Raw genomic sequence first — 22,864 nt, 5'->3', positions numbered from 1 at the left:
TTCGGGTCGCACCGCGACCGGGTCCTGCCGTTTTGCTCCCTTTCCTGGCTTTGAACGTCGCCGCTTTCCGGTCCGTCCGGCAAGCGCGCGGATGCTTTGGAACGAAACGCGAGAAAATGACGAACCGGGAAACGTTTGTTGCGAAAGCTCGGGTAAAACTGATGCCTGAACGCAAGAAATCCGACGTTTCAACTCTTTAATATGCACCTTCCTTACCCTGATTGGATTTAACCCATGTCATTGTTCTCGTTGTTAGGCGCGTTGGAGATCGGGCTGATCTTCAGCCTGGTGGCCTTGGGCGTGTTTATCTCCTTTCGCCTGCTGCGCTTCCCCGACCTGACCGTTGACGGCAGCTTTCCGCTGGGCGGCGCCGTCTGTGCCACGCTGATTGCGTCGGGCACCGATCCGTTTTCCGCCACGATCATCGCCACGTTCGCGGGCGCGGTCGCCGGCCTGATCACGGGCATGCTGAACGTGAAGCTCAAGATCATGGACCTGCTGGCCAGCATCCTGATGATGATCGCGCTGTACTCGATCAACCTGCGCATCATGGGCAAGCCGAACGTTCCGCTGATCACCGAACCCACCGTGTTCACGATCTTGCAGCCGGGCTGGATCTCCGACTATGTCGCGCGCCCGCTGATTCTGATCGTGATCGTCATCCTGGCCAAGCTGGCGCTGGACTGGTTCTTTGCCACGCAGACCGGGCTGGCCGTGCGCGCCACCGGGTCCAACGGCCGCATGGCTCGCGCGCAGGGCGTCAACACCGGCCGCATGATCATGGGCGGCATGGCGCTGTCCAACGCGCTGGTGGCGCTGGCCGGCGCGCTGTTCGCGCAGACGCAGGGCGGCTCGGATATCTCGATGGGCATCGGCACCATCGTGATCGGCCTGGCTGCGGTGATCGTCGGCGAAAGCATCCTGCCGTCGCGCAAGCTGGTGCTGGCGACGCTGGCCGTCATCATCGGCGCCATCGTCTACCGCTTTTTCATCGCGTTGGCGCTCAATAGCGATTTCATCGGCCTGAAGGCACAAGACCTGAACCTTGTCACCGCGGTGCTGGTCACGATTGCCCTGGTCATCCCGATGCTCAAGCGCCGTATCGTCGGCAAGAAGGGGCGCTGATATGTTGTCCGCAAAAGATTTGAAAATTACCTTCAACGCGGGAACGCCCATCGAGACGCGCGCGCTGCGTGGCCTGTCGCTGGAGATTCCGTCAGGCCAGTTCGTGACCGTCATCGGTTCGAACGGCGCCGGCAAGTCCACGTTCCTGAACGCGGTGTCGGGCGACCTGCCGATTGATTCGGGCCGCATCGACATCAACGGCGTGGACGTGACGCGCCAGCCCGTGTGGGCGCGCGCCGGCCGTGTGGCCCGCGTGTTCCAGGACCCCATGGCGGGCACCTGCGAAGACCTGACCATCGAAGAAAACATGGCGCTGGCGCAGATGCGCGGCGTGCGCCGTGGCTATAGCCGCGCGGTCAAGGCGTCGATGAAGGACGGCTTTCGTGAGCGTCTGGCCACCTTGGGCCTGGGCCTGGAAAACCGCTTGACCGACCGCATCGGCCTGCTGTCCGGCGGCCAGCGCCAGGCGGTCAGCCTGCTGATGGCGGCCTTGCAGCCGTCGCGCATCCTGCTGCTGGACGAGCACACCGCCGCGCTGGACCCGCGTACCGCCGACTTCGTGCTGCAACTGACGGCGCGCATCGTTGCCGAAAGCCAGCTGACCACGATGATGGTCACGCACAGCATGCGGCAGGCGCTGGACGTGGGCGACCGCACGGTGATGCTGCATCAAGGGCAGGTGGTGCTGGACGTGTCGGGCGATGAACGCCGCGGCATGGATGTGCCGGATCTGCTGGCGATGTTCGAGCGCGTGCGCGGCGAAAAGCTGTCGGACGACGCGCTGTTGCTGGGGTGATAGCCCTGAACGAAGCTGCTCTGGACGAAGCGCCCTAGATAAAGCGCCCCGGCCGGAACGCATGGTGGCGCGACGGGTCGGGATTGTCGAACATCAGTTCGCCCAATAGCTTCGCCGTGCCCGGCGCCGTGCTGAAGCCAATGTGCTGATGCCCCAGCGCCAGCCATAGCCCCGGGTGCTTGGGCGCCTGCCCGATCATCGGGCGGCTGTCGGGCAGGGTGGGGCGCCGGCCCAGCCAGGCGGCGGGGTCCACGCGTTCCCCCAGCGGGAAGGCCTCGCGCGCTCGCGCTTCGGCCAGCTCCAATTGCGTCATGCGCGGCGCGGCTTCGCAGGCGTCCAGTTCCACGCCCGTGGTCAGGCGCAGCCCGCGCGCCATGGGCGACAGCACGTAGCCGCCGCCGGTGTCGTACACCGGTCGCGTCACACGCGCGCCGTCCTGGCCGCGATAGTGCATGTGATAGCCGCGTTCAAACGCCATGGGTAGATCGATGCCGGTGGTCTTGAGCAACGCCTTGGACCACGGCCCCAACGCCACCACCAACTGATCGGCCGACAGGGTTTCCGAACCTTGGGCTCCTTGCACCGTCCAGCCCTGGCCGTCGCGCCGGATGCCGGTGGCCGTCATCGCCTTGACCGTGCCGCCCGTTTGCCGGAACAGGTCGGCGTACGCGGTGACCACGGCCTGCGGGTCGTCAACGGAATACGAACCCTGGATCCACAGCGCACGGTGAAAGATGGGTGACAGCGCGGGTTCCAACGCGGCCAGTTCAACCGGGTCCAGCGTCTGCGTGGGCACCTGGTATTGCGCGAACGTCTGGCGCGCCAACGCGCTGGCGTTCCAGGCGGCCGGGCTGCGGTACAGGAACACCCAGCCGGTGTCGCGCAAACGATGGCGCGCGCCGGCGGCATCCAGCAGCCGCAGATGTTCGGGGGCGGACACCCGGATCAGTTCGTCCAGCGCGCGCGTGGTTTCCTTGAACACCGACGGCCGCGCGTTCAGCAGGAAGCGCGCTGCCCAGCCCAGGTTCTGCGCCAGATAGGACGCGCGATACCGGAACTGCACGGTGTCGTTCTTCATCAGGCGGGGCAACTGGCCCCACAGGCCGGGGTGGTTGAACGGCATCAGCGAACTGCGCGCCAGCACGCCGGCGTTGCCCATCGACGTTTCCATGCCGGGCGCCTGCCGGTCGACCAGCGTCACGCGCAAGCCGCGTCGCACCAGCTCCAGCGCGCAGCACACGCCCACAATGCCGGCGCCCAGGACGATGACGTGCTTTCCCATGAGTTCTTCTTCGTAGCCCGAATGACGGGCGATTGTAGGGCAGTGGATGCGGGCGCGTGTAGCAAAATCGGGGTCGCGATTCGGGCGCGCGTCGCCCTGTTGCGGGGGACGCAAATCAAGCGCTTGGCGGCGCTTGCCCCAATATCCGCCCGGCCGCCACCACGCCCCACCAGGACGCTTCCTCGAAGACAGAATACCCGGACAAGTCGGCATGCGCGAACAGCACGGGGCCGTCCACCTCGCGCAGCGCGGCCAGCCCGGCGTTGGACAGGCTGCCGCATAGCGGCGAGGCCATGGCATGGCCGCGCACGGTGATGTCCAGCCGGCGCGCATGGCGCCAGAATTCCCGGCCGTAGGCGGCGATCAGGTCGGCGGCCGCTTCGTCGCGCAGGGCTTCGGGGTTGGCCGTGCTAAGCCATTGCCGCGCCGCGTTGGGCGTCTGCGTGCTCAAGGTGTGATAGGCCGTGAAGACGGATCGCGGCGAACGCGCCACGCGCAGCAGCTGGTGCGTGGACACCACATAGCCCAGCGCACGGCCTAGGTAGACGACGTTGTCCCAGGACAGCGGCTCGCCGGGCGCTTCCTGCGGATAGCCTTCCAGCAGAAAATTGGACACCAGCCAGGGCGCGTGCGATGACGCATGCACGGCCGGGTCGTAGCCATAGGCGCGGATGTCGGGCAACAGGCGTTGCGCCACGAACAAGGGCATGGCGCAGACGGTGCGCCGGCTTTGCAAGGTGTAGGCGCGCGGCGTGGAGTCTGGGGTCAAACCCAGGGTCGAACCCGTGGCCAAACCCGGGGCCAAATCCGTGGCCACGCAGGTGGTGAGCGGGCCGGCGGGCGTGTCGGCGATGCGCACCGCCGTACCCGCCATGAGCCAGCGCGTGTGGCCCAGCTTGTCGTCGATGGCCTGGCGCATGCGGTCGGCCAGCACGCCCAGCCCGCCCGGCCACGTCAGCACCGCGCCTTCCCCCGCGTTGGCCGCGTGGCCGTCGCGGCTGGCAAAGTAGTGCAGACCGGCCCAGGCCGACACCACGTCGTAGCCCGCGCCGTAGTCATCGCGGCAGCAGTAGTTCAGGTACCAGTGCAAGGCGGGCGACGTGTAGCCTTCGCGATCCAGCCACTGCTTGAAGGGGATCTGATCCAGCGCACGCCAGGCAGGGTCTTGCGAGGACAGCACCAGCGGGATGCTGAACACGCGCCGCCCGTCATTGCCCCGCTGCGTGTGCAGGCGTTCGACCAGCGCCAGGAAGCGATGGTGCTGCGCCACGTCGGCATCGGGCAGGCCCGTCATGGGCAGCAGGCCGTCTTCCCAGCGCCCGTTGCGCAGCAGGCGCTCTTGCGGCGAATGCACCAGGACGGATTCGTCATACACCGGGCGGACATCGCCCGCGCCGTGTTCGATGATGCCGAAGTCGGCCAGCATCTGGCGCACATGGGTGGACGCCATCGAAGGCAGCGGCAGGTAATGCGCGCCCAGCGGATAGTGCAGTTCGTCCTGCCGCCCGGCGGCGGCGTTGCCGGCGAATTCCGGCCCCTGCACCACGACAAAGTCGGTAAACCCTTCGCGCGCCAGCTTCCACGCGCATGACAGGCCGGCCACGCCCGCGCCCAGGATGACGACCTGGTGCCGATGGTGCGCGGTGGCGGCGGGCAGGGCCGCGCCGTCGCGCAGCGCGTGGCCCGCCTGCATGCCGGGGTAAGCCACGTTTGCCGGGGTCTCGACGATGCGCTGGCGGTAGTAGCCCGCGGTGCCGGCCACCGCCGCCGTGGCCGCGCCCAGAAGAAAGCTGCGGCGGCGCATCAGCGGATGACCTTGCGCCAGTCCTCGTCGAAATAGCGCACCAGCGACTGCTCGTTCAAGCGGTTGGGCGGCATCTCCAGCGCGGGCATGTCGGCCGGGAAGTGAAAGAGTTCACGCGTGGTTGCCGGGTCCAGGTAGCGCGTGGGCACGGTGATCTTGTCGGGCGGCGTGTAGTCGCGGCGCTTGCTGGCCAGGATGAAGCCCCAATCGCCAAACGAGGGCACGTAGGTGTGATACGGCCAGGTGTTCAAGCCCGCTTCCTTCAGCGTGGCGTTCACGCTCCAGAACGAACGCGGCGCGAAGTAGGGCGAGGTGGACTGGATCACCATGTAGCCGTTTTCGGCCAGGTGGCGCGCCATCAGGTGATAGACGGGCACGGAATACAGGCGGCCCAGGCCGAAGTTGGACGGGTCGGGAAAGTCCACCACGATGAAGTCGTAGACCTCGGCATGGGTTTCCAGCCAGCGGCCGGCGTCGTCGTTGATGACGGTGACGCGGGGATCTTTCAGTGCGCCCTGGTTCAACGCAACCAGGGGATCGGACCGCGAGAACAGCCCGGTCATGGCCGGGTCCAGGTCCACCAGCGTGATGTGTTCAATGTGCTTGTACTTAAGGATTTCACGCACCGCCAAGCCATCGCCGCCGCCCAGCACCAAGACGTTGCGCGCCCAGGGCAGCGTTTGCAGCCCGGGATGCACCAGCGATTCGTGATAGCGGTGTTCGTCGCGCGACGAGAATTGCAGGTTGTTGTTGATGTACAGACGCAGGTCGTCATGCCAGCGCGTCACCACCAGGCGCTGGTACGGCGTGGTTTCGGCATGCACCACGTCATCGCCGTACAAGCCCTTTTCGGCCCAGGCCGTCATCGCGGTGGAATAGATGAAGCCCAGCGCCAGAAAGCCGATCACGACGCAGGCGCGTATGGCTTTTTCGCCGGGGCGGCGCACTTCGGCGCGAAACAGCCACGTGGTCCACAAGGCCACGCTGGCGTTCAGGATGCCGAACAGGAAACTGGTGCGCAGCAGGCCCAGCTTGGGCGCCAGCAGCAGCGGAAAGATCAGCGACACCGCCAGCGCGCCCAGATAGTCGAACGTCAACACGCGGCTGACGATCTCGCGGAATTCGGCCTTGCGCTGATTGAACACGCGCATCACCAGCGGGATCTCCATGCCCACCATCAAGCCGATGACAAAGACGCCCACATACAGCGCCGCGCGAAAGGGCGCGGACAGCCAGGCGAACACCAGGAACAACACGGCGGCCGAGACGCCGCCCAGCAACGCCACCAGCAGTTCGACGTCGATGAACCGATTCAAAACGTCTTCGTCTCTTACATATTTTGACAACCACGAACCGATGCCCATGGCGAACAAATAGCAGCCGATAACGGAGGAGAACTGAAGGATCGAATCGCCCAGTAAATAGCTGGCCAGCGCGCTGCTGATGAGCTCATAGCCCAAGCCGCAGGAAGCAACGATCAATACCGATAGGATGAGAACGCGGTCGCGCATTGGGGAGTCCGGGGCGAAAAATGCGTTCGCAGTATATCGAACGCCGCGTATATACTGCGCGCAATTAGGAGGGTGGCAATGGGAGAAGCGATGCATCCGGCGGTGACCTATCTCATCTATATCGTCTCGGCGCTGGTCATGCTGGGCGTTTTCACGGCGGTCTATACCGCCGTGACCCGCTACAAGGAATTCGACCTGATCCGCGAAGGCAATATCGCCGCCGTGCTGTCCTATGGCGGTGCGTTGGTGGGCTTCAGCCTGACCTTGTGTTCCAGCATCGCCGTGCATGCCAGCTTCGTGATGTTCCTGGTGTGGGGCGTGGCCGCCATGCTGGTGCAGATCGTCGTTTATGTCGTGGTCAACAAGGCCATTGCCGGCATGAACGAGGCCATCGAACAAAACAATATCGCCATGGGCGGCCTGATCGGTTCGATCTCGCTGGCCGCCGGCATCGTGAACGCGGGCTGCCTGACCTGAGGGCAAACGCGCGCAATCCCACCTGACACGGGAGGACCTATGAGTCTCGGTTCCTTTATTCGCAAGCAGTTCATCGACATCCTGCAATGGAACGAAGATCGCGACGGCGTGCTCGCCTGGCGCCATCCGATGCAGGACTTTGAAATTCAGTACGGCGCCAGCCTGACGGTGCGTGAATCGCAGATGGCGGTGTTCGTCAATGAAGGCAAGGTGGCCGATGTGTTCGGCCCCGGCATGTACAAGCTGACGACGCAGACGCTGCCGATCCTGACGTACCTGAAGAACTGGGACAAGCTGTTCGAGTCGCCCTTCAAGTCGGACGTGATCTTTTTCAGCACGCGCCTGCAACTGGGCCGGCGTTGGGGCACGGCGCAGCCGGTGACGCTGCGCGACAGCGAATTCGGCATGGTGCGGCTGCGCGCGTTCGGCGTGTATTCGTACCAGATCTCGGACCCGGCCAAGTTCTATCGCGAAATCAGCGGCACGCGCGACGAATACACGGTCGACGACCTGGAATTGCAGCTGCGCAACATGGTGGTGGCTGCCATGACGACGGCGCTGGGCGGCTCCAAGGTGCCGTTTCTGGATATCGCCGGCAACCAGGGCTTGATGTCGCAAAGCATCAGCGAGGCGCTGGCGCCGGTGTTCGACCGCTATGGCGTCAAGCTGGACAACTTCACCGTTGAAAACGTGTCGCTGCCCGAAGAGCTGCAAAAGGCGCTGGACACGCGTATTTCCATGGGCATGGCGGGGGACCTGGGCAAGTTCACCCAGTACCAGACGGCCACGTCGATTCCGCTGGCCGCGCAGAACGAAGGCGGCATCGCCGGCATCGGCGCGGGCCTGGCGGCCGGCGCGGCGCTGGGACAGACGATGGCTGCGGGCTTGGGCGTCGGGCAAGCCGGACAAGCCGGGCAGCCTGCGCAACCCGCACAGCCGGCTCAGCCGGCGCCGGCAGCCGCCGGCGCCGACCCGGTCGCGCGCTTGCAACAGCTGAAAGACCTGCTGGATAAAGGGCTGATCACCGCCGCCGATTACGACACGGCCAAGGCCGAAGTGCTGAAGAAACTTACCAGCTAAGGTCCCATGCAGCAGGTTCTGTGTCCGCAGTGCGGCGCCCCGGTCAAGTTCACGTCCACCGCTTCCGTCATGGCAGTCTGCGGCGCATGCCGCAGCACCTTGCTCAAAGACGCCGACTCGGTCAAGCGCATCGGCGAAATGGCCGACGTGCTGGAAGATTATTCGCCCCTGTGCCTGGGCGCGGCGGGCAAGGCCGACGGCAAGCGGTTCGACGTGATCGGCCGCATCCAGCTGCGCTATGAGGACGGCTTCTGGAACGAGTGGTACGTGTGGTTCGACGATGGCGCCGATGGCTGGCTGTCGGACGCGTCGGGCCAGTACGCGCTGACCCGGCGGCGCGGCGTCAAGTCGGTACAGGGCATGCCCGCGTTTGCCGACATCGCGCCGGGCGATGAGCTCAAACTGGACGGACAGCGGTTCATCGCCTCGGACGTGCGCCGGGCGCGGGCCAGTGGCGCGCAGGGCGAATTGCCCTTCGTGCCAGGCGACGGCTGGGACGCCAAGGTGGCTGATTTTCGCAGCCTGGACGCGTTCCTCACGCTGGATTTTTCAGACGGCCCCGAACCCGAGTTGTACATCGGCAAGGCCTTCGACCTGTCCGCCATGCAGGCGGCCACGTTGCGCAGCGACGAACAAGTGCAAGAGACGGCCGGCCGTTATCGCGGCCAGATCAAGGCGCTGGACTGCCCCAACTGCGGGGCGCCGATCAGCTTCGTGGCGGCGATGGCGACGACCGTGGTGTGCCCGTCATGCGCGGCGACCGTCGATTGTTCCGGGCCCACCGCCGAAGTCATCGAGAAGGCGCGCAAGGTCAAGTCCATCAAGACCACCTTGTCGCTGGGCGCGGTGGCCAAGATCGACGGCGCCAGCTACACCCTGATCGGGCTGATGAAATGCGCCGACCGCGATCCCGAAGAGCCGTCCGACTGGATCGAATACCTGTTGTTCAATCCGGCCAAGGGCTTTATCTGGCTGGTGGAAACGGACGAGGGCTGGGAACGCGTGCAGGTGTGCGACACCTGGCCCAGCCCGAACAACGCCAGCAGCGTGCGCTGGCGCTCGAAGCTGTACCAGAAGCTGTACGACTACACCTCGCAGGTCGAGATGCCGCTGGGCGCGTTCAACTGGCGCGTCAAGGCGGGCGACACCACGCACATCACCGACTACAAGGCCGGCACGCTCAAGCTGACGCGCGAACGCAGCGAATCGGAATTGGGCTGGTCGGCATCGTCGCCCGTGGCCCCGGCGCAGTTGGCGCAGTGGTTCGACGACCCCAAGCTGGCCGCGCAAAAAGCGCTGCCGAGGGGAGGCAAAAGTGGCGGCTATGGCAAATGGGCCTGGATCGCGACGATCGGCATGGTGTTCTTGAATTTGAGCAATATCCTGGGCGGCCGCTTTATCCCGATCCTGATCGGGCTGGCGTTCTTGTGGTTACCCGCCAAGATGGCGGACAAGCTTTCCGAAGGGGACGACTAGGACCATGGGCAAGTTTATCTATGGCGTGTATGCCCTGGTGGTCGTCCTTGCGGCCACGGGCTTCAATTCCCCCGGCGTGCGCATGGTGGGTGGCGGCGGGGGTAGCAGCAGCAGTTGGGGCAGCAGTTCATCCGGCAGTTCGGGCTGGTCTTCGGGCGGGTCGCACAAGTGACCGTGCATGATTGCGCCGGCCGTCATGTGCTGGCCGACTTTCGCGGGGTGCCGGCCCATCGCCTGACCGACGCCGTGGCCCTGGAAGCGCAGCTGATCGCGGCGGCGCGGGCCGCCGGCGCGCACGTGCTGAGCGCGCATTTCCATCTTTTCGGTGAAGGCTCCGGCGTGACCGGCGTGGTCATGCTGAGCGAATCGCACATCAGCATTCATTCCTGGCCCGAGCACGGGTTCGCGGCGCTGGACATCTTCATGTGCGGCGCGGCGCAGCCCGAGTTGGCGCTGGCCAGCCTGCGCGACGCGCTGGCGCCCGCCTCGGTCAACGTTACGACGGTCGCGCGCGGCTGATCCCGCTTTTTCCCTGGATTTGATCTGGCGCAGGACGCGCGGGATGGCAAATTGACGGGCGTTATATACCTCTATATATTTCGTTACCGACGGGGCCCTGTTATCGACCCCATTTCCAAGGAAGACCATGTCTTGCAAACGTCCGATGCTGGCGCTGACGCTGGCGATTTCCGCGCTGTGGGGTGCAGGCGCCCAGGCCGCCGATCTGGTCGTGTCCGCCGCGGCCAGCCTGACCAACGCGTTCAAGGACGTGGCGCAAGGCTATGAAAAGGAACACCCCGGCACCCATGTCGTGCTGAATTTCGGCGCGTCCGACGTGCTGTTGCAGCAGATTGTGAAGGGCGCTCCCGCCGATGTGTTCGCGTCAGCGGACCAAAAGGCGATGGACAAGGCGGTGGAGGAAAAGGCCGTGCGACGCGATTCGCGCGTGGACTTCGCCGCCAACCAGATCGTGCTGATCGTGCCGGCGGACAGCAAGGCCAACATCACGTCGCTGAACGACCTGACGCGCGCGGACGTCAAGCGCATTGCCTACGGCAACCCGGCGTCGGTGCCGGTGGGGCGCTACACGCAGGGTGCGCTGGAAGCGGCCGGCTTGTGGACCGCCGTGCAGGCCAAGAGCGTGCTGGCGCAGAACGTGCGCCAAAGCCTGGACTATGTCTCGCGCGGCGAGGTCGATGCCGGCTTCGTGTTCGCCACCGACGCCGCCATCATGCCCGACAAGGTCAAGGTGGCGCTGCGCGTGCCGTCGCAAACGCCCGTCACCTATCCCATTGCGGTGACCGCGCGCGAGGCCGCTGCCCAGGAAGCCCAGCGTTTCGTGGCCTATGTGCTGTCGCCCGCCGGGCAGGCCATCCTGGCGCGCTACGGCTTTCAACAGCCCTGAGCCTGGGTGATGGCGGCCGCCGATGACTGATCCCGTCTGGGTCCCGCTGCTGCTGTCGCTGAAGGTGGCGGGCTGGGCCACGCTGCTGGCGACGCTGGCCGGCACCGCCGCGGCCTATGGGCTGTCGCGCTGGCGCTGGCCGGGGCGCGATGTGCTGGACGCGCTGCTGACCTTGCCGCTGGTGCTGCCTCCCACCGTGCTGGGCTATTACCTGCTGGTGTTGCTGGGCCGTCGCGGCATCATCGGCGAAACGCTGGCCAAGTGGAATATCGAACTGGTCTTCACCTGGCAGGGCGCGGTGATTGCCGCGTCCATCGTGGCGTTTCCGCTGGTGTTCAAGTCGGCGCGGGCGGCGTTCGACAACGTGGACGCGCAGCTTGAAAACGCGGCCCGGGTGTTGGGCGTGGGCGAAATCGGCGTGTTTTTCCGCGTGACGCTTCCCTTGGCGGCGCGCAGCATCCTGGCCGGCGTGCTGCTGGCTTTTGCCCGTGCCCTGGGCGAATTCGGCGCCACGCTGATGATCGCGGGCAATCTGCCGGGCCGTACCCAGACGCTGTCGGTGGCCATCTACGAAGCGGTGCAGGCGGGCGATGACCGTACCGCCAACCTATTGGTGCTGGTCACGTCCATCACCTGCGTGGTGGTGCTGGTGGTGGCGGGCAAGCTGGTGCCCAAGGGTGCCCGGGCGCGCGACGGAGGCAGCCGATGAGCGTCAGCATCCAGGTGCAAAAACGCATGGTGTCGGGCGACCGGCATTTTGAGCTGGACGCCGCCTTCACGTCGTCGTCCAAGCGCATTGCCTTGTTCGGGCCATCGGGCGCGGGCAAGAGCCTGACGCTGCGCGCCGTGGCGGGGCTGCTGCGTCCGGATGCCGGGCGCATCGAGATCAATGGGCGCGTGCTGTTCGATGCGCAGGCGGGCGTGTGCCTGCCCGCCCGTTCGCGGCGGGTGGCGTATCTGTTCCAGGACTACGCGCTGTTTCCGCATCTGACGGTGGCGCAGAACATCGCGTTCGGGTTGCGGCGCGGCTGGCGCAATCCGCCTCGGCGCCAAGTGCTGCCCGAGGCGCGGCGCTGGGTGGATGCGTTCGAACTGGGCGCCATCGTCGGCAGCTATCCCGGCGAGATCTCCGGCGGGCAAAAGCAGCGCGTGGCGCTAGCTCGGGCGCTGATGCTGCAACCGGACATCCTGCTGCTGGACGAACCCTTTTCAGCGCTGGATTCGCAACTGCGCGGCCGCATGCGCCAGGAATTGAATGCCTTGCAGCGTCAACTGGATGTGCCCATGCTGCTGATCACGCACGACCCCGCCGATGTCGACGCGCTGGCCGACGAGGTCTTCGAAGTGCGCGAAGGCAGGGTGGGCCGCCGCCGGGATGACGTGGGCGTGTAGGCGGAGTGCGGGGAAAGGCGCAGGGATTGGCGCAGGGATTGGCGCAGGGAATGGCGCAGCGAATGGCGCAGCGAATGGCGCAGGAACAATGCAGGGCGGAGTGGACCGCGCTTCAGTCCAGCACGCCCAGGATTACGCTGGAAGCCTTGAAGATGGCCACGGCCGGCGCGCCCGTTTCCAGCCCAAGCTCTTGCGCGCTGTCGTTGGTCACGATGGCCACCAGCGTGGCGCCGCCTTCCATGCCGATCAGTATTTCGCTGTTGACCGCGCCGGGGCGGATAGCCGTGATGTGGCCTTGCAGCTGGTTGCGCGCCGATAGCCGCAAGCCGGGGCCCGGCGCGCCCACAATGACGGTCGACGCCTTCACCAGCGCAATCGCTTCCTTGCCCGGCGCCAGGCCAAGTTCGGCGGTGCTGTCGCGGGTGATGGTGGCGGTGATGAGGTGGCCGCCCGCGATGCGCAGCTGCACTTCGTCGTTCACGGCGCCGGTGCGGATATCGGTCACCGTGCCCAGGAACTTGTTGCGTGCGCTGGTCTTCAACATGAAGCGCCTCATCAGGTCGATGTCGCCGCTGGCGTCCAGGCCGGCGCGCGTCAGGTTGTCCATGAACTTCTGGTGTTCGGCCTCGAGCGCGCGAAACGTCATGATGAGGCGGCGCGCGCGGTCGGTCAGTTGCGTGCCGCCGCCGCCTTTGCCGCCCGCCGCCCGCAGCACCAGGGGTTCGCCCGCCAGGTTGTTCATGGCGTCGATGGCGTCCCACGCGCCCTTGTAGCTCATGCCCACGGCGCGCGCGGCGGCCGTGATCGAGCCGGTGGCGTCGATTTGCGCCAGCAGGTCTATGCGGTTTTTTCCGCCCCAGGTCTGGGCGCCGGAACGAAACCAGATCGAGCCGTCAAGTTCCAACATGGGCAGGGGGTACGGTTCAGGGGTTGGGTCGGGGTCAAGGTCAAAAGCGAGCCAAGAGTGTAATGGACGATGTCCAAACTACGTGGCGCGACCTGGCGGCCGATCAGCCGCGACAGGGCAGAAGCGGGCACGTGATGCGAATGAGATTCTGTTGAAAGTTTACGGGCTTCGCGGCACTATGGCGTGGCCCAGTGCTCTTGGAGACATCGACATGAAAGCGATTCAAGCGGTGAAATGGTTGGCGGCGGGTTCCGTGACTGGCTTGCTCGCGGCTTGCGCCTCGGGGCCCACGATCAAAGGCGATTACGATCATCAAGCCAATTTCGCGCAGTATCAGACCTTCGGTTTCATGAGCCCCCTGGGCACCGACAAAGCCGGCTACAGCAGCCTGCTGACCGAGCGCCTGAAGGACGCCACGCGCGGCCAGATGGAAATGCGGGGCTACACCTACACCCCGTCCAATCCCGACCTTCTGGTCAACTTCAGCGCCAAGCTCCAGCAAAAAACCCAAGTCACGCCCGCGGCGCCGCCCATGGGCCCGTACTATGGCTATCGCTCCGGCTTTTACGGCGGTTGGCCCGGCTACGGCTGGGGCGACGACGTGTACCAATACACCGAAGGCACGCTGAACATCGATCTGGTGGACGCGCGCCGCAAGCAATTGGTGTGGGAGGGCGTGGCCGTGGGCGAAGTGCAGAATCCCGACAGCGCCAACACGCCGCAGAACGTGGACAAGGCCGTGGCGCAGATCTTCGCCAAGTATCCGTTCCGCGCCGGCGTGGCCGCGCCGCAGTTGCCGGACAAAAGCAAACCCTGACCCGAGGTAGCCGCATGACCGCTCGTCGCAACGCCCCATCCCAAGACACCGGCGATACGCCACCCTACGAAACCGTCGCGCTGGTGTTGCAAGGGGGCGGGGCGCTGGGGTCCTATCAGGCAGGCGTCTACCAGGGCTTGCACGAGGCGGGCATCCGGCCCAACTGGATATCCGGTATTTCCATCGGGTCGATCAACGCGGCCATCATCGCGGGCTCTCGCGAAGACGAGCGGGTGGATCGCCTGCGCGGTTTCTGGGAAGCCATCTGCCGGCCTGCCGGCTTTGCCTCGGTGCCCTGGGGCGACACGCTGGCGGGCATGTTCGAAGGCATCCCCTTTGGCTTCGGGTCGCCTGCCATGAACGGCCAGCTCTCTGCCTTCCAGGCGCTGTTCTCGGGCCAGCCCGGGTTTTTCAAACCGCGTTTTCCGCCGCCTTACTGGGCCAGCGGCCGGGGCGCGGCCTCCACCAGTTTCTACGACACCACGCCGCTGGCCGCCACGTTGCGCCAGTTTGTGGACTTTGACGTGCTTAACAGTGGGGCGGTGCGCGCCAGCTTCGGCGTGGTCAATGTGCAGTCGGGCAACTTCGCTTATTTCGACAGCCTGAAAGACACGCTGCGGCCCGAGCACATCATGGCGTCCGGCGCCTTGCCACCGGGCTTTCCGTCGGTGGAAATCGATGGCGAACACTATTGGGATGGCGGTGTCGTGTCCAACACGCCGCTGGCGCAGGTGCTGACCACCGACAACATGCGCGACACACTGGCCTTCCAGGTAGACCTGTGGCCCGCGCGGGGGGCGCTGCCGACGTCGCTGGAAGAAGTGGCCGAACGGCAGAAAGACATCCAGTATTCCAGCCGCACGCGCCTGGTCACCGACCAGCTGCGGCGCGTGCTGAAGTTGCGCCACGGATTGCAGCGGCTGCTTGAGCGCATGCCCGAGTCCGAGCGCAATGCCCCGGATCTGGCCGACATCCGCAAGCTGTCGCATACGCCGGCCACCAACATCATCAACCTGATCTACGAATCCAAGCATCGGGAACGCTATTCCAAGGACTATGAATTCGGCACCGAGGCCATGCGCGAACACTGGGAATCCGGCTTGGCGGATATCCGCCAGACGCTAGCCAAGCCCGGCATTCTGGCCCGTCCGACCGAAGACAGTTGCTTCGTGACTCACGATATCCACCGCAACGGCAAGCACCCTTCATAAGCATTTGCATAGGACTGGTCTGATATTCAGGCCAAACCCGTATCAAGAGCGCGTCATCAGGCCGTAACGCCGGTAGTCTCCCAGAACCACCAGCAACCCAGTTCCGGGAGCCGGCCGCGCCGCCGTTGGCAAGGCCGCCCCGGTGGAGACATGTGATGACTGCTTTCGATGCTCTTGCCCCCCATGGTCCGCAACCGCCGGATGCCGCCCGACTGCCCCACGCCGACGAGCCGACGTTCTCAAGCGGCGATCAGGTCGACGGTTGGTGGAGCCTGCTTTACCGAGGGTGGACGTTGTTGGCACCCAGCGGCGCGCGTATCGACCTGACCGAAATCGAACGTGCGTGCTTTTTGTGCCTGCTGCGCAACCCCAATCGCGAACTGCTGCGCCAAGAGCTGATGGCCACGCGCGCCAGCACCAATCTGCGCACGTTGAATGTGGCAATTTGCCGACTGCGCAGCAAAGTTCTGCGCGCGGGAATCCGCTTGCCGCTGCATACTGTGCACGGCGTGGGCTATGTATTCCTGGGCAATCTCCGAGAGCTTTCCACTCTCTGAGGCTGTTGCGCAGTGTCTCTCCCGCGCATCGTTTGAGCGGCTGAAAATACGTGTAATCCCCAATAACTGAGTTACATTATTGGGCTATTCACGTGCCATGACTGACGTTAGGCATTATCTGATCGCTTTGTTGGTTCGGTTCACTACGCTACGCGGGGGTTTCAATGCGGTTTTCGCCTAAACGTGTTTCAGGTCTGGCAGTTTCCGGTGGCATCCTCGCGCTGATATTGGCCGGGTGCGGCGAGAAGCCCCAGATGAACCCTGGCATGCCTCAAGTCAGCGTCATCACCGTACAGCCGGAGCGCGCGCCCATCGTCTCCGAACTGCCCGGCCGCGTGGATGCCGTGCGCGATGCCCAGATCCGCTCGCGCGTGACCGGCATCGTGCAGAAGATCACCTTCGAGCAAGGTGGCGACGTCAAGGAAAACCAACTGCTGTTCAAGATCGATCCGGCGCCGTACAAGGCCGCCTACGATCAGGCGACGGCGCAGCTGAAGCAGGCACAGGCGAATCTGTTCAGCGCCAAGCTGCTGGCCGACCGCTACGCGCCGCTGGTCAAGGCCAACGCCGTCAGCAAGCAGGAATACGACAACGCGGTGGCCTCGTTCCGCCAGGCCGACGCCGCGGTCGCCGCCGCCAAGGCCGCGCAGGACAACGCCAAGATCAATCTGGGTTACACCGACGTCACCTCGCCCATCACCGGCCGCATCGGCAAGCCGCTGGTGACCGAGGGTGCGCTGGTGGAATCCACGTCGGCCACGCAGATGGCCACCGTGCAGCAGCTGGACCCGGTCTACGTGGACTTCACCCAGTCCACCGCCGAACTGGCCACGCTGCGCCGCGCGTTTGCCAGCGGCCAGTTGCAGCAGGTGGGTAAAGACACCGCGCGCGCCACGGTCGTGCTGGAAGACGGTTCGGAATACCAGCACGCGGGCAAGCTGCTGTTCACCGGCATCACCGTGGACCCGTCCACGGGCCAGGTGAACCTGCGCGCCGAAGTGCCCAACCCCGACGGCATCCTGTTGCCCGGCATGTACGTGCGGGTGCGGCTGGAGCAGGGCGTTGACGACAAGGCGCTGGTCGTGCCGCAGCAGGCGCTGCAACGCACCGCCGACGGGTCGCAAAGCCTGATGCTGGTCAAGGACAACAAGATTCAGCAGTTGCCCGTCACGACCGGCGGCGCCATCAAGAACAACTGGCTGATCACCAGCGGCCTGAAGGCCGGCGACGTGGTCGTGGTTGAAGGCTTCCAGAAGATCCGTCCGGGGGCGCCCGTGCAGGTCAGCCAATGGACCAAGAACGGGGCCGCCGCCAAAGACGGCCAGGCGCCGGCGCAGCCCGGCGCCAAGCCGGCCGCACCGGCCGATCCGTCCAAGCCCGCCGAGCCCGCAACGCAGGACAAGGCCGCAGGCCAGAAATCTTAAGCGGCACGCGGCGCACAGGCGCCGCGTTCCCCTTTGGTGAGCATCGCTTTCAGAGTCAGCCCACATGCCGCAATTTTTCATTGATCGACCAATTTTTGCCTGGGTAGTTGCCCTGTTCATTTTGCTGGCCGGGGTGTTGGCCATCCCGAACATGCCGGTGGCGCAGTACCCGGACGTGGCCCCGCCGGCCATCACCATCACCGCCACGTACCCGGGCGCGTCCGCCAAGGAAGTGGCGGAATCAGTCACCAGCATCATCGAAGACAAGCTCAACGGTGCCAAGGGCCTGATCTACTACGAGTCGGTCAGCGATTCGTACGGCACCGCCACCATCACCGCCACCTTCGCCCCGGGCACCAACCCCGACCTGGCGCAGGTTGACGTACAAAACCGCGTATCGAACGTGATTGCGCAGTTGCCGTCGGCCGTGCAGCAGCAGGGCCTGCAATACGAGCAGACCAGTACCGGCTTCCTGATGATCGTGACGCTGTCGTCCAACGACGGCTCGCTGGATCAGACGGCGCTGGCCGACTACATCACGCGCAACGTGCAGAACCCGGTGTCGCGGGTGGCCGGCGTGGGCCAGTTCCAGCTGTTCGCCGCGCCGCGCGCCATGCGTATCTGGGTGGACCCCAACAAGCTGGTGGGCTTCAACCTGAGCATGAACGACGTCAATCAGGCGATTGCCGCGCAGAACGTGCTGATCTCCGGTGGCAGCATCGGGTCGCCGCCCAACCCGGAATCGCAACGCATCACGGCCACCGTCACGGCCAACGGGCAACTGAGCACGGTGGAAGGCTTCGGCAAGATCGTGCTGCGCGCCAATACCGATGGCTCCAAGGTGCTGCTGCGTGACGTCGCGCGCGTGGAAGTGGGCGCCGACAACTACCAGTTCGGTGCTCGCCTGAACGGCAAGCCCACCGCTGCCTTCGCCATTGTGCTGTCGCCGGACGCCAACGCGCTGGCCACGGCCCAGGGCGTGCGCCAGCAGATGGAAGAGCTGTCCAAGTACTTCCCGGGCAACATCCAGTACGCCATCCCCTACGACACCGCGCCTTACGTCAAGGTGTCGATCGAGCAGGTGCTGCATACCCTGGTCGAAGCCATGGTGCTGGTGTTCCTGGTGATGTACCTGTTCCTGCAGAACGTGCGCTACACGCTGATTCCGGCGCTGGTGGTGCCGGTGGCCATGCTGGGCTCGTTCGCGGTGATGCTGGGGCTGGGTTTTTCCATCAACGTATTGACGATGTTCGCGATGGTGCTTGCCATCGGGATTCTGGTGGACGACGCCATTGTGGTGGTCGAAAACGTTGAACGCATCATGGCCACCGAAGGCCTGCCACCCAAGGAAGCCACCAAGAAAGCCATGCCGCAGATCAGCGGCGCCATCATCGGCATCACGCTGGTGCTGGTCACGGTGTTCCTGCCGCTGGCCTTCATGAGCGGGTCCGTGGGCGTGATCTACCGGCAGTTCTCGGTGGCCATGGCCGTGTCGATCTTCTTCTCGGCCTTGCTGGCGCTGACCTTCACGCCGGCCTTGTGCGCCACCATTCTCAAGCCGGTGCCCAAGGGCCATCACAACGAGAAGAAGGGCTTTTTCGGCTGGTTCAACCGCAAGTTCGACGCCACCACGCACGGCTATCAGAACTGGGTGTCGCGCATTCTGCACAAGGGCGGCCGCATGATGCTGGCCTTCCTGGTGCTGGTGTTGCTGCTGGGCTGGTTGTACCTGCGCCTGCCGTCCTCGTTCCTGCCCGAAGAAGACCAGGGCTACGTGATCAGCAACATCGAGCTGCCCACGGGCGCCAGCGCCAACCGCACGGTTGAAGTGATCGAACAGGTCGAGGAATATTTCCGCAATGTCCCGGCCGTTGAAAACATCATCACCGTGCAGGGCTACAGCTTTAACGGTAACGGGCTGAACGCCGCTATCGCGTTCACCACCTTGAAAGACTTCAAGGACCGCAAGGACAAGCAGGACTCCGCGGGCGCCATCGCGTTCAATGCCTTCCAGAAGCAGTTGATGGGCATCCACGATGCGCAGGTGTTCACGTTGGTGCCGCCGGCTATTTCGTCGTTGGGTAACGCCACCGGCTTCGACCTGCGCTTGCAGGATCGTGGGTCGGGCGGGTCCGAGGCCCTGGCCGCGGCCACCGGCCAGCTGATGGGCATGGCAATGAAGAGCCCGGTGCTGTCGCAGGTGCGCATCACCGGTCTGGCGGCCGGTACGCAGCTGACGCTGAACGTTGACCGCGACAAGGCCGCGGCCTTGGGCGTGGACTTCAACGAAGCGGCATCCCTGATCTCGACGGCGGTGGGTTCGGCTTACCTCAGCAAGTTCCCCAACATGGGCCGGATGCAGAACATCTGGGTCCAGGCGGACGCGCCGTATCGCATGCAGCTGTCCGACGTGTTGCAACTGAACGCGCGCAACGCCCAGGGCGGCATGGTGCCGCTGTCCACCTTCGTGTCGGCCGAGTGGGTGCAAGGGCCGGTGCAGGTGGTGCGCTACAACAGCTACGAATCCATGCGTATCGGCGGCAGCGCCGCGCCGGGTTACACCACCGGCCAGGCCATGGAAGAAATGCAGAACCTGGTCGCGCAACTGCCGCAAGGCTTCGGCTACGAATGGACGGGCCTGTCCTACCAGGAACGGCAAGCGGGCAACCAGGCGCCGATCCTGATGGGCCTGTCGCTGTTGATCGTGTTCCTGGTGTTGGCCGCGCTGTATGAAAGCTGGGCCATCCCGCTGTCGGTCATGCTGGTGGTGCCGCTGGGCATGCTGGGCGCCGTAGCGCTGGTCAGCGCGCTGGGCATGTCCAACGACGTGTACTTCCAGGTGGGCATGGTGACCGTGATCGGCTTGGCGGCCAAGAACGCCATTCTGATCGTGGAGTTCGCCAAGGACCAGTACGCGCGGGGCATGGGGCTGTACGAATCCGCCGTGGAAGCGGCCCGATTGCGGTTCCGGCCCATTCTGATGACGTCGCTGGCGTTCATCCTGGGCGTGGTGCCGCTGGCCATGGCCACCGGCGCGGGCGCCGCCAGCCAGCGCGCGGTCGGCTTGGGCGTGCTGGGCGGCATGTTGGCCGCCACGCCGTTCGCCGTGATCTTCGTGCCGACCTTCTTCGTGGTGGTGCTGGGTCTGTTCAAGACCCGCCCGCGCCTGTTGGGCGCCGAATTGAAGGCCTGGGAAGAAGAACAGGCCGCCAAGAAGGCAGCCGGCGACTCCCCCGACGCAGACGCGGGATACACCCCCGTTCAACCCAATGGTGGCCCGGAGGGCAAGGCATGAAAGCCCTGATGATCAAGCAATCCGCCTTGTCCGCCTTCGTGGCGGTGGCGTTGGCCGGCTGCTCGCTGGCGCCCGACTACCAGCGTCCCGACGCCCCGGTCACGGGCGCCTGGCCCGATCAGCCCAAGGTGCAATACGGCGGCTACAACAATCCCACGTCGTTGGGCACGCAGCCGGCCTCGGCCGTTGTGCCCGAGGCCGGCACGCCGGCCGCCGACCTGGGCTGGCGCGAATTCTTCCGCGATCCTCGCCTGCAAAGCCTGATTTCGCTAGCGCTGGTCAATAACCGCGACCTGCGCGTGGCCGTACAGCGCGTGGAAGAAGCGCGCGCCCAATACGGCGTTCAACGCGGGGCGCAATGGCCCAGCATCGGCGCCGGCATCCAGGGCCAGCGCCAGCATCTGCCGGCCAACATGCGTGCGGGCGGGCCGGATTCCAGTTCGATTTCCAGCTCGTACCAGGCCGGTATCGGGCTGACCACCTTCGAAATCGATCTGTTCGGCCGTTTGCGCAATCTGTCCGAAGCGGCGTATCAGCAGTACCTGTCGACCGAGCAGGCGCAGAAAACCGTACAGATCACGCTGGTCGGCTCCGTCGCGCAGTCGTATTTCAACTATCGCGCGGCCGAAGTCCAGCTGGATTTGACGCAACGCACGCTGGCCTCGCGCCAGGAATCCTATGACCTGGTCAAGCGCCGTTTCGACGGCGGCGTGGCCTCGGAACTGGATCTGAACCAGTCCAAGTCCTTGCTGGACACGGCGTCGTCCGACCTGGCGCAACTGGCGCGTGCCCGTGCGCAGGCCTTGAACGCCCTGGTGCTGCTGGTGGGCGCGCCGCTGCCTGCCGACCTGCCGCCGGCCGCGCCGTTTGGCCGCGACCAGTTGCTGGCCACGGTGCCGTCCGGCCTGCCGTCCGATCTGCTGGAACGTCGCCCCGACATCCTGGCCGCCGAAAACCAGCTGCTATCGGCCAACGCCAACATCGGCGCAGCGCGCGCCGCATTCTTCCCGACCATTTCGTTAACGGGGCTGTTGGGCGTTGCCAGCCCGTCGCTGGGCGATCTGTTCAAGGGCGGGCAGGGCTACTGGAGTTTCTCGCCGTCCATCACCACGCCGCTGTTCGCGGGCGGCAGCATCCGCGAAGGGCTGAACCTGGCCAAGGCGCGCGACAATATCGCCGTGGCGCAGTACGAGCAGACCATCCAGCAGGCGTTCCGGGAAGTGTCAGACGCGCTGGCGGGCGAAGCCACGTACGGGGCGCAGCTGGACGCGCAGCGCGCGTTGCAGGAATCGTCCTCGCGCACGCTTGAACTGTCGAATTTGCGCTATACCAATGGCATCGACAGCTACCTGCAAGTGCAGACCGCGCAGGTGGACTTCTTCAATGCCCAGCTTTCGCTGGTGCAAACCGGTTTGGCCGCGCTGATCAACCGTGTCGAGCTCTACAAGGCGTTGGGCGGCGGCTGGGAAGAAACCACGAAAGAACCGACCAAAGTGACGACGACCGCTCAATGATAGAACTTGGTGTAAATATCGATCACGTTGCCACGTTGCGGCAACAACGCCATACGGTATACCCGGACCCGGTGGCCGCCGCGCTGCGCGCCGAAGACGCCGGCGCCGACCTCATCACGCTGCATCTGCGTGAAGACCGGCGCCATATCCAGGATGCGGACGTCTACGCCATCCGTCCGCAGCTGCGCACGCGCATGAACCTGGAATGCGCAATTACCGCCGAAATGCTGGAGATTGCCTGCGCCGTCAAACCCAACGACGTCTGCCTGGTGCCTGAAAAGCGCACCGAACTGACCACCGAAGGTGGTCTGGAAGTGGCCGGCGCCATGGGCGCGGTGACGGATGCGGTGGGCTTGCTGACCCAGGCCGGCATCCGGGTGTCGTTGTTCATCGACGCAGACCCGGTGCAGATCGCGGCGGCGGCCAAGGCCGGCGCCACGGTGATCGAACTGCACACGGGCGCCTACGCCGAAGCCGAAGGGGAAGCCCGCGCGGCAGAATTGCAACGCATCCGCGTGGCGGTCACCGAAGGCTTGCGCCATGGCCTGCGCGTGAACGCCGGCCACGGCCTGCACCTGGGCAACGTCGCCCCGGTGGCGGCCATCGACGGTATTTCCGAACTGAACATTGGCCACGCCATCGTGGCGCAGGCGGTGTTCGATGGCTGGGAAAAAGCCGTGCGCGATATGAAGGCGGTGATGGTGCAAGCCCGGCTCAAGGCCCTGCGCGGCCTGTGATCGCAGGCCGGACCGCAGGGATACGCACGACGCTTTTCCCCGCCGCTGTTTTTG

General features: G+C 65.2%; 21 protein-coding genes. 17 read left to right on the top strand and 4 right to left on the bottom strand.

Annotation, left to right across the window (positions count from 1 at the left end):
• The first annotated feature begins 234 nt into the window (after window positions 1-234).
• Together KYT87_RS18475 and KYT87_RS18470 are read left to right on the top strand one after the other, a co-directional pair.
• Window positions 235-1,125 carry an ABC transporter permease gene (locus KYT87_RS18475; RefSeq protein WP_046805433.1) on the top strand — a complete coding sequence of 297 codons (891 nt, stop codon included), beginning with the start codon at window positions 235-237 and terminating at the stop codon, window positions 1,123-1,125.
• A gap of 1 nt (window position 1,126) precedes the next feature.
• On the top strand, window positions 1,127-1,921 hold the full coding sequence (locus tag KYT87_RS18470; RefSeq protein WP_046805432.1) for an ABC transporter ATP-binding protein: 795 nt from the start codon (window positions 1,127-1,129) through the stop codon (window positions 1,919-1,921).
• Between the two features lie 34 nt (window positions 1,922-1,955).
• On the opposite strand, the gene KYT87_RS18465 is transcribed toward KYT87_RS18470, so the two are convergent.
• From KYT87_RS18465 to KYT87_RS18455, 3 genes are all read right to left on the bottom strand, one after another.
• Window positions 1,956-3,203: an FAD-binding oxidoreductase gene (locus KYT87_RS18465; protein ID WP_219990547.1), complete on the bottom strand. Its 1,248-nt coding sequence runs from the start codon at window positions 3,201-3,203 to the stop codon at window positions 1,956-1,958.
• Window positions 3,204-3,318: 115 nt separating this feature from the next.
• A complete protein-coding gene (locus KYT87_RS18460; RefSeq protein WP_219990546.1) occupies window positions 3,319-5,007 on the bottom strand; it encodes an NAD(P)/FAD-dependent oxidoreductase in 1,689 nt (562 codons plus the stop codon).
• A complete protein-coding gene (locus KYT87_RS18455) occupies window positions 5,007-6,518 on the bottom strand; it encodes a polyamine aminopropyltransferase (RefSeq protein ID WP_219990545.1) in 1,512 nt (503 codons plus the stop codon). Before KYT87_RS18455 ends, KYT87_RS18460 begins: the two co-directional genes overlap by 1 nt.
• A gap of 90 nt (window positions 6,519-6,608) precedes the next feature.
• On the opposite strand from KYT87_RS18455, the gene KYT87_RS18450 reads away from it, so the two are divergent.
• From KYT87_RS18450 to KYT87_RS18415, 8 genes are all read left to right on the top strand, one after another.
• A complete protein-coding gene (locus KYT87_RS18450) occupies window positions 6,609-6,995 on the top strand; it encodes a DUF350 domain-containing protein (RefSeq protein ID WP_046805460.1) in 387 nt (128 codons plus the stop codon).
• Window positions 6,996-7,034: 39 nt separating this feature from the next.
• Window positions 7,035-8,075: an SPFH domain-containing protein gene (locus KYT87_RS18445; protein ID WP_046805428.1), complete on the top strand. Its 1,041-nt coding sequence runs from the start codon at window positions 7,035-7,037 to the stop codon at window positions 8,073-8,075.
• A 6-nt stretch (window positions 8,076-8,081) separates the two neighbouring features.
• Complete coding sequence (locus tag KYT87_RS18440; protein WP_219990544.1) at window positions 8,082-9,551, top strand: DUF4178 domain-containing protein; 1,470 nt, start codon at window positions 8,082-8,084, stop codon at window positions 9,549-9,551.
• A gap of 4 nt (window positions 9,552-9,555) precedes the next feature.
• Window positions 9,556-9,723: a hypothetical protein gene (locus tag KYT87_RS18435; protein WP_162941240.1), complete on the top strand. Its 168-nt coding sequence runs from the start codon at window positions 9,556-9,558 to the stop codon at window positions 9,721-9,723.
• Complete coding sequence (gene speD / locus KYT87_RS18430) at window positions 9,720-10,070, top strand: adenosylmethionine decarboxylase (RefSeq protein WP_046805426.1); 351 nt, start codon at window positions 9,720-9,722, stop codon at window positions 10,068-10,070. The genes KYT87_RS18435 and speD overlap by 4 nt, the downstream gene beginning before the upstream one ends.
• 127 nt (window positions 10,071-10,197) lie before the next feature.
• Window positions 10,198-10,956, top strand: a complete 759-nt coding sequence (gene modA, locus KYT87_RS18425) for a molybdate ABC transporter substrate-binding protein (RefSeq protein WP_046805425.1) — start codon at window positions 10,198-10,200, stop codon at window positions 10,954-10,956.
• 22 nt (window positions 10,957-10,978) lie between these two features.
• The gene (gene modB, locus KYT87_RS18420) at window positions 10,979-11,665 is read left to right on the top strand and encodes a molybdate ABC transporter permease subunit (protein ID WP_046805424.1); all 687 of its coding nucleotides are present in this window, start codon (window positions 10,979-10,981) and stop codon (window positions 11,663-11,665) included.
• Window positions 11,662-12,348 carry an ATP-binding cassette domain-containing protein gene (locus tag KYT87_RS18415; RefSeq protein WP_046805423.1) on the top strand — a complete coding sequence of 229 codons (687 nt, stop codon included), beginning with the start codon at window positions 11,662-11,664 and terminating at the stop codon, window positions 12,346-12,348. The genes modB and KYT87_RS18415 overlap by 4 nt, the downstream gene beginning before the upstream one ends.
• A gap of 112 nt (window positions 12,349-12,460) precedes the next feature.
• Here KYT87_RS18415 and KYT87_RS18410 read toward each other — a convergent pair whose 3' ends face one another.
• Entirely contained in the window at window positions 12,461-13,255 is a 795-nt protein-coding gene (locus KYT87_RS18410; protein WP_104144308.1) for a TOBE domain-containing protein, read from the bottom strand.
• Between the two features lie 220 nt (window positions 13,256-13,475).
• On the opposite strand from KYT87_RS18410, the gene KYT87_RS18405 reads away from it, so the two are divergent.
• From KYT87_RS18405 to KYT87_RS18375, 7 genes are all read left to right on the top strand, one after another.
• The gene (locus KYT87_RS18405) at window positions 13,476-14,072 is read left to right on the top strand and encodes a DUF4136 domain-containing protein (RefSeq protein ID WP_370512764.1); all 597 of its coding nucleotides are present in this window, start codon (window positions 13,476-13,478) and stop codon (window positions 14,070-14,072) included.
• 14 nt (window positions 14,073-14,086) lie between these two features.
• Complete coding sequence (locus KYT87_RS18400; RefSeq protein ID WP_046805420.1) at window positions 14,087-15,283, top strand: patatin-like phospholipase family protein; 1,197 nt, start codon at window positions 14,087-14,089, stop codon at window positions 15,281-15,283.
• A 155-nt stretch (window positions 15,284-15,438) separates the two neighbouring features.
• Entirely contained in the window at window positions 15,439-15,840 is a 402-nt protein-coding gene (locus KYT87_RS18395) for a winged helix-turn-helix domain-containing protein (RefSeq protein WP_120156334.1), read from the top strand.
• Between the two features lie 164 nt (window positions 15,841-16,004).
• The gene (locus KYT87_RS18390; RefSeq protein ID WP_046805418.1) at window positions 16,005-17,264 is read left to right on the top strand and encodes an efflux RND transporter periplasmic adaptor subunit; all 1,260 of its coding nucleotides are present in this window, start codon (window positions 16,005-16,007) and stop codon (window positions 17,262-17,264) included.
• A gap of 64 nt (window positions 17,265-17,328) precedes the next feature.
• Window positions 17,329-20,559, top strand: coding sequence for an efflux RND transporter permease subunit (locus tag KYT87_RS18385; protein ID WP_046805417.1), 3,231 nt, complete (start codon window positions 17,329-17,331; stop codon window positions 20,557-20,559).
• The gene (locus tag KYT87_RS18380) at window positions 20,556-22,073 is read left to right on the top strand and encodes an efflux transporter outer membrane subunit (RefSeq protein ID WP_046805416.1); all 1,518 of its coding nucleotides are present in this window, start codon (window positions 20,556-20,558) and stop codon (window positions 22,071-22,073) included. The genes KYT87_RS18385 and KYT87_RS18380 overlap by 4 nt, the downstream gene beginning before the upstream one ends.
• Window positions 22,070-22,810: a pyridoxine 5'-phosphate synthase gene (locus tag KYT87_RS18375; protein ID WP_046805415.1), complete on the top strand. Its 741-nt coding sequence runs from the start codon at window positions 22,070-22,072 to the stop codon at window positions 22,808-22,810. Before KYT87_RS18380 ends, KYT87_RS18375 begins: the two co-directional genes overlap by 4 nt.
• Window positions 22,811-22,864: the final 54 nt, after the last annotated feature.

The sequence above is a fragment of the Achromobacter sp. ES-001 genome (assembly GCF_019448355.1).
Taxonomy (GTDB): domain Bacteria; phylum Pseudomonadota; class Gammaproteobacteria; order Burkholderiales; family Burkholderiaceae_B; genus Achromobacter; species Achromobacter spanius_B.
The sequence above is the reverse complement of the archived record's forward strand: the minus strand, read 5'-3'. Positions and strand labels throughout refer to the sequence as shown.

What these genes read in the sequence shown, in the direction of transcription:
- KYT87_RS18380 (WP_046805416.1), top strand. Translation starts at nt 20,556, where the DNA reads ATGAAAGCCCTGATGATCAAGCAATCCGCCTTGTCCGCCTTCGTGGCG.
- KYT87_RS18460 (WP_219990546.1), bottom strand. Translation starts at nt 5,007, where the DNA reads ATGCGCCGCCGCAGCTTTCTTCTGGGCGCGGCCACGGCGGCGGTGGCC.
- KYT87_RS18385 (WP_046805417.1), top strand. Translation starts at nt 17,329, where the DNA reads ATGCCGCAATTTTTCATTGATCGACCAATTTTTGCCTGGGTAGTTGCC.
- KYT87_RS18450 (WP_046805460.1), top strand. Translation starts at nt 6,609, where the DNA reads ATGCATCCGGCGGTGACCTATCTCATCTATATCGTCTCGGCGCTGGTC.
- KYT87_RS18465 (WP_219990547.1), bottom strand. Translation starts at nt 3,203, where the DNA reads ATGGGAAAGCACGTCATCGTCCTGGGCGCCGGCATTGTGGGCGTGTGC.
- KYT87_RS18390 (WP_046805418.1), top strand. Translation starts at nt 16,005, where the DNA reads ATGCGGTTTTCGCCTAAACGTGTTTCAGGTCTGGCAGTTTCCGGTGGC.
- KYT87_RS18400 (WP_046805420.1), top strand. Translation starts at nt 14,087, where the DNA reads ATGACCGCTCGTCGCAACGCCCCATCCCAAGACACCGGCGATACGCCA.
- KYT87_RS18440 (WP_219990544.1), top strand. Translation starts at nt 8,082, where the DNA reads ATGCAGCAGGTTCTGTGTCCGCAGTGCGGCGCCCCGGTCAAGTTCACG.
- KYT87_RS18435 (WP_162941240.1), top strand. Translation starts at nt 9,556, where the DNA reads ATGGGCAAGTTTATCTATGGCGTGTATGCCCTGGTGGTCGTCCTTGCG.
- KYT87_RS18410 (WP_104144308.1), bottom strand. Translation starts at nt 13,255, where the DNA reads ATGTTGGAACTTGACGGCTCGATCTGGTTTCGTTCCGGCGCCCAGACC.
- KYT87_RS18475 (WP_046805433.1), top strand. Translation starts at nt 235, where the DNA reads ATGTCATTGTTCTCGTTGTTAGGCGCGTTGGAGATCGGGCTGATCTTC.
- KYT87_RS18455 (WP_219990545.1), bottom strand. Translation starts at nt 6,518, where the DNA reads ATGCGCGACCGCGTTCTCATCCTATCGGTATTGATCGTTGCTTCCTGC.
- KYT87_RS18445 (WP_046805428.1), top strand. Translation starts at nt 7,035, where the DNA reads ATGAGTCTCGGTTCCTTTATTCGCAAGCAGTTCATCGACATCCTGCAA.
- KYT87_RS18375 (WP_046805415.1), top strand. Translation starts at nt 22,070, where the DNA reads ATGATAGAACTTGGTGTAAATATCGATCACGTTGCCACGTTGCGGCAA.
- KYT87_RS18415 (WP_046805423.1), top strand. Translation starts at nt 11,662, where the DNA reads ATGAGCGTCAGCATCCAGGTGCAAAAACGCATGGTGTCGGGCGACCGG.
- modA (WP_046805425.1), top strand. Translation starts at nt 10,198, where the DNA reads ATGTCTTGCAAACGTCCGATGCTGGCGCTGACGCTGGCGATTTCCGCG.
- KYT87_RS18395 (WP_120156334.1), top strand. Translation starts at nt 15,439, where the DNA reads ATGACTGCTTTCGATGCTCTTGCCCCCCATGGTCCGCAACCGCCGGAT.
- KYT87_RS18470 (WP_046805432.1), top strand. Translation starts at nt 1,127, where the DNA reads ATGTTGTCCGCAAAAGATTTGAAAATTACCTTCAACGCGGGAACGCCC.
- modB (WP_046805424.1), top strand. Translation starts at nt 10,979, where the DNA reads ATGACTGATCCCGTCTGGGTCCCGCTGCTGCTGTCGCTGAAGGTGGCG.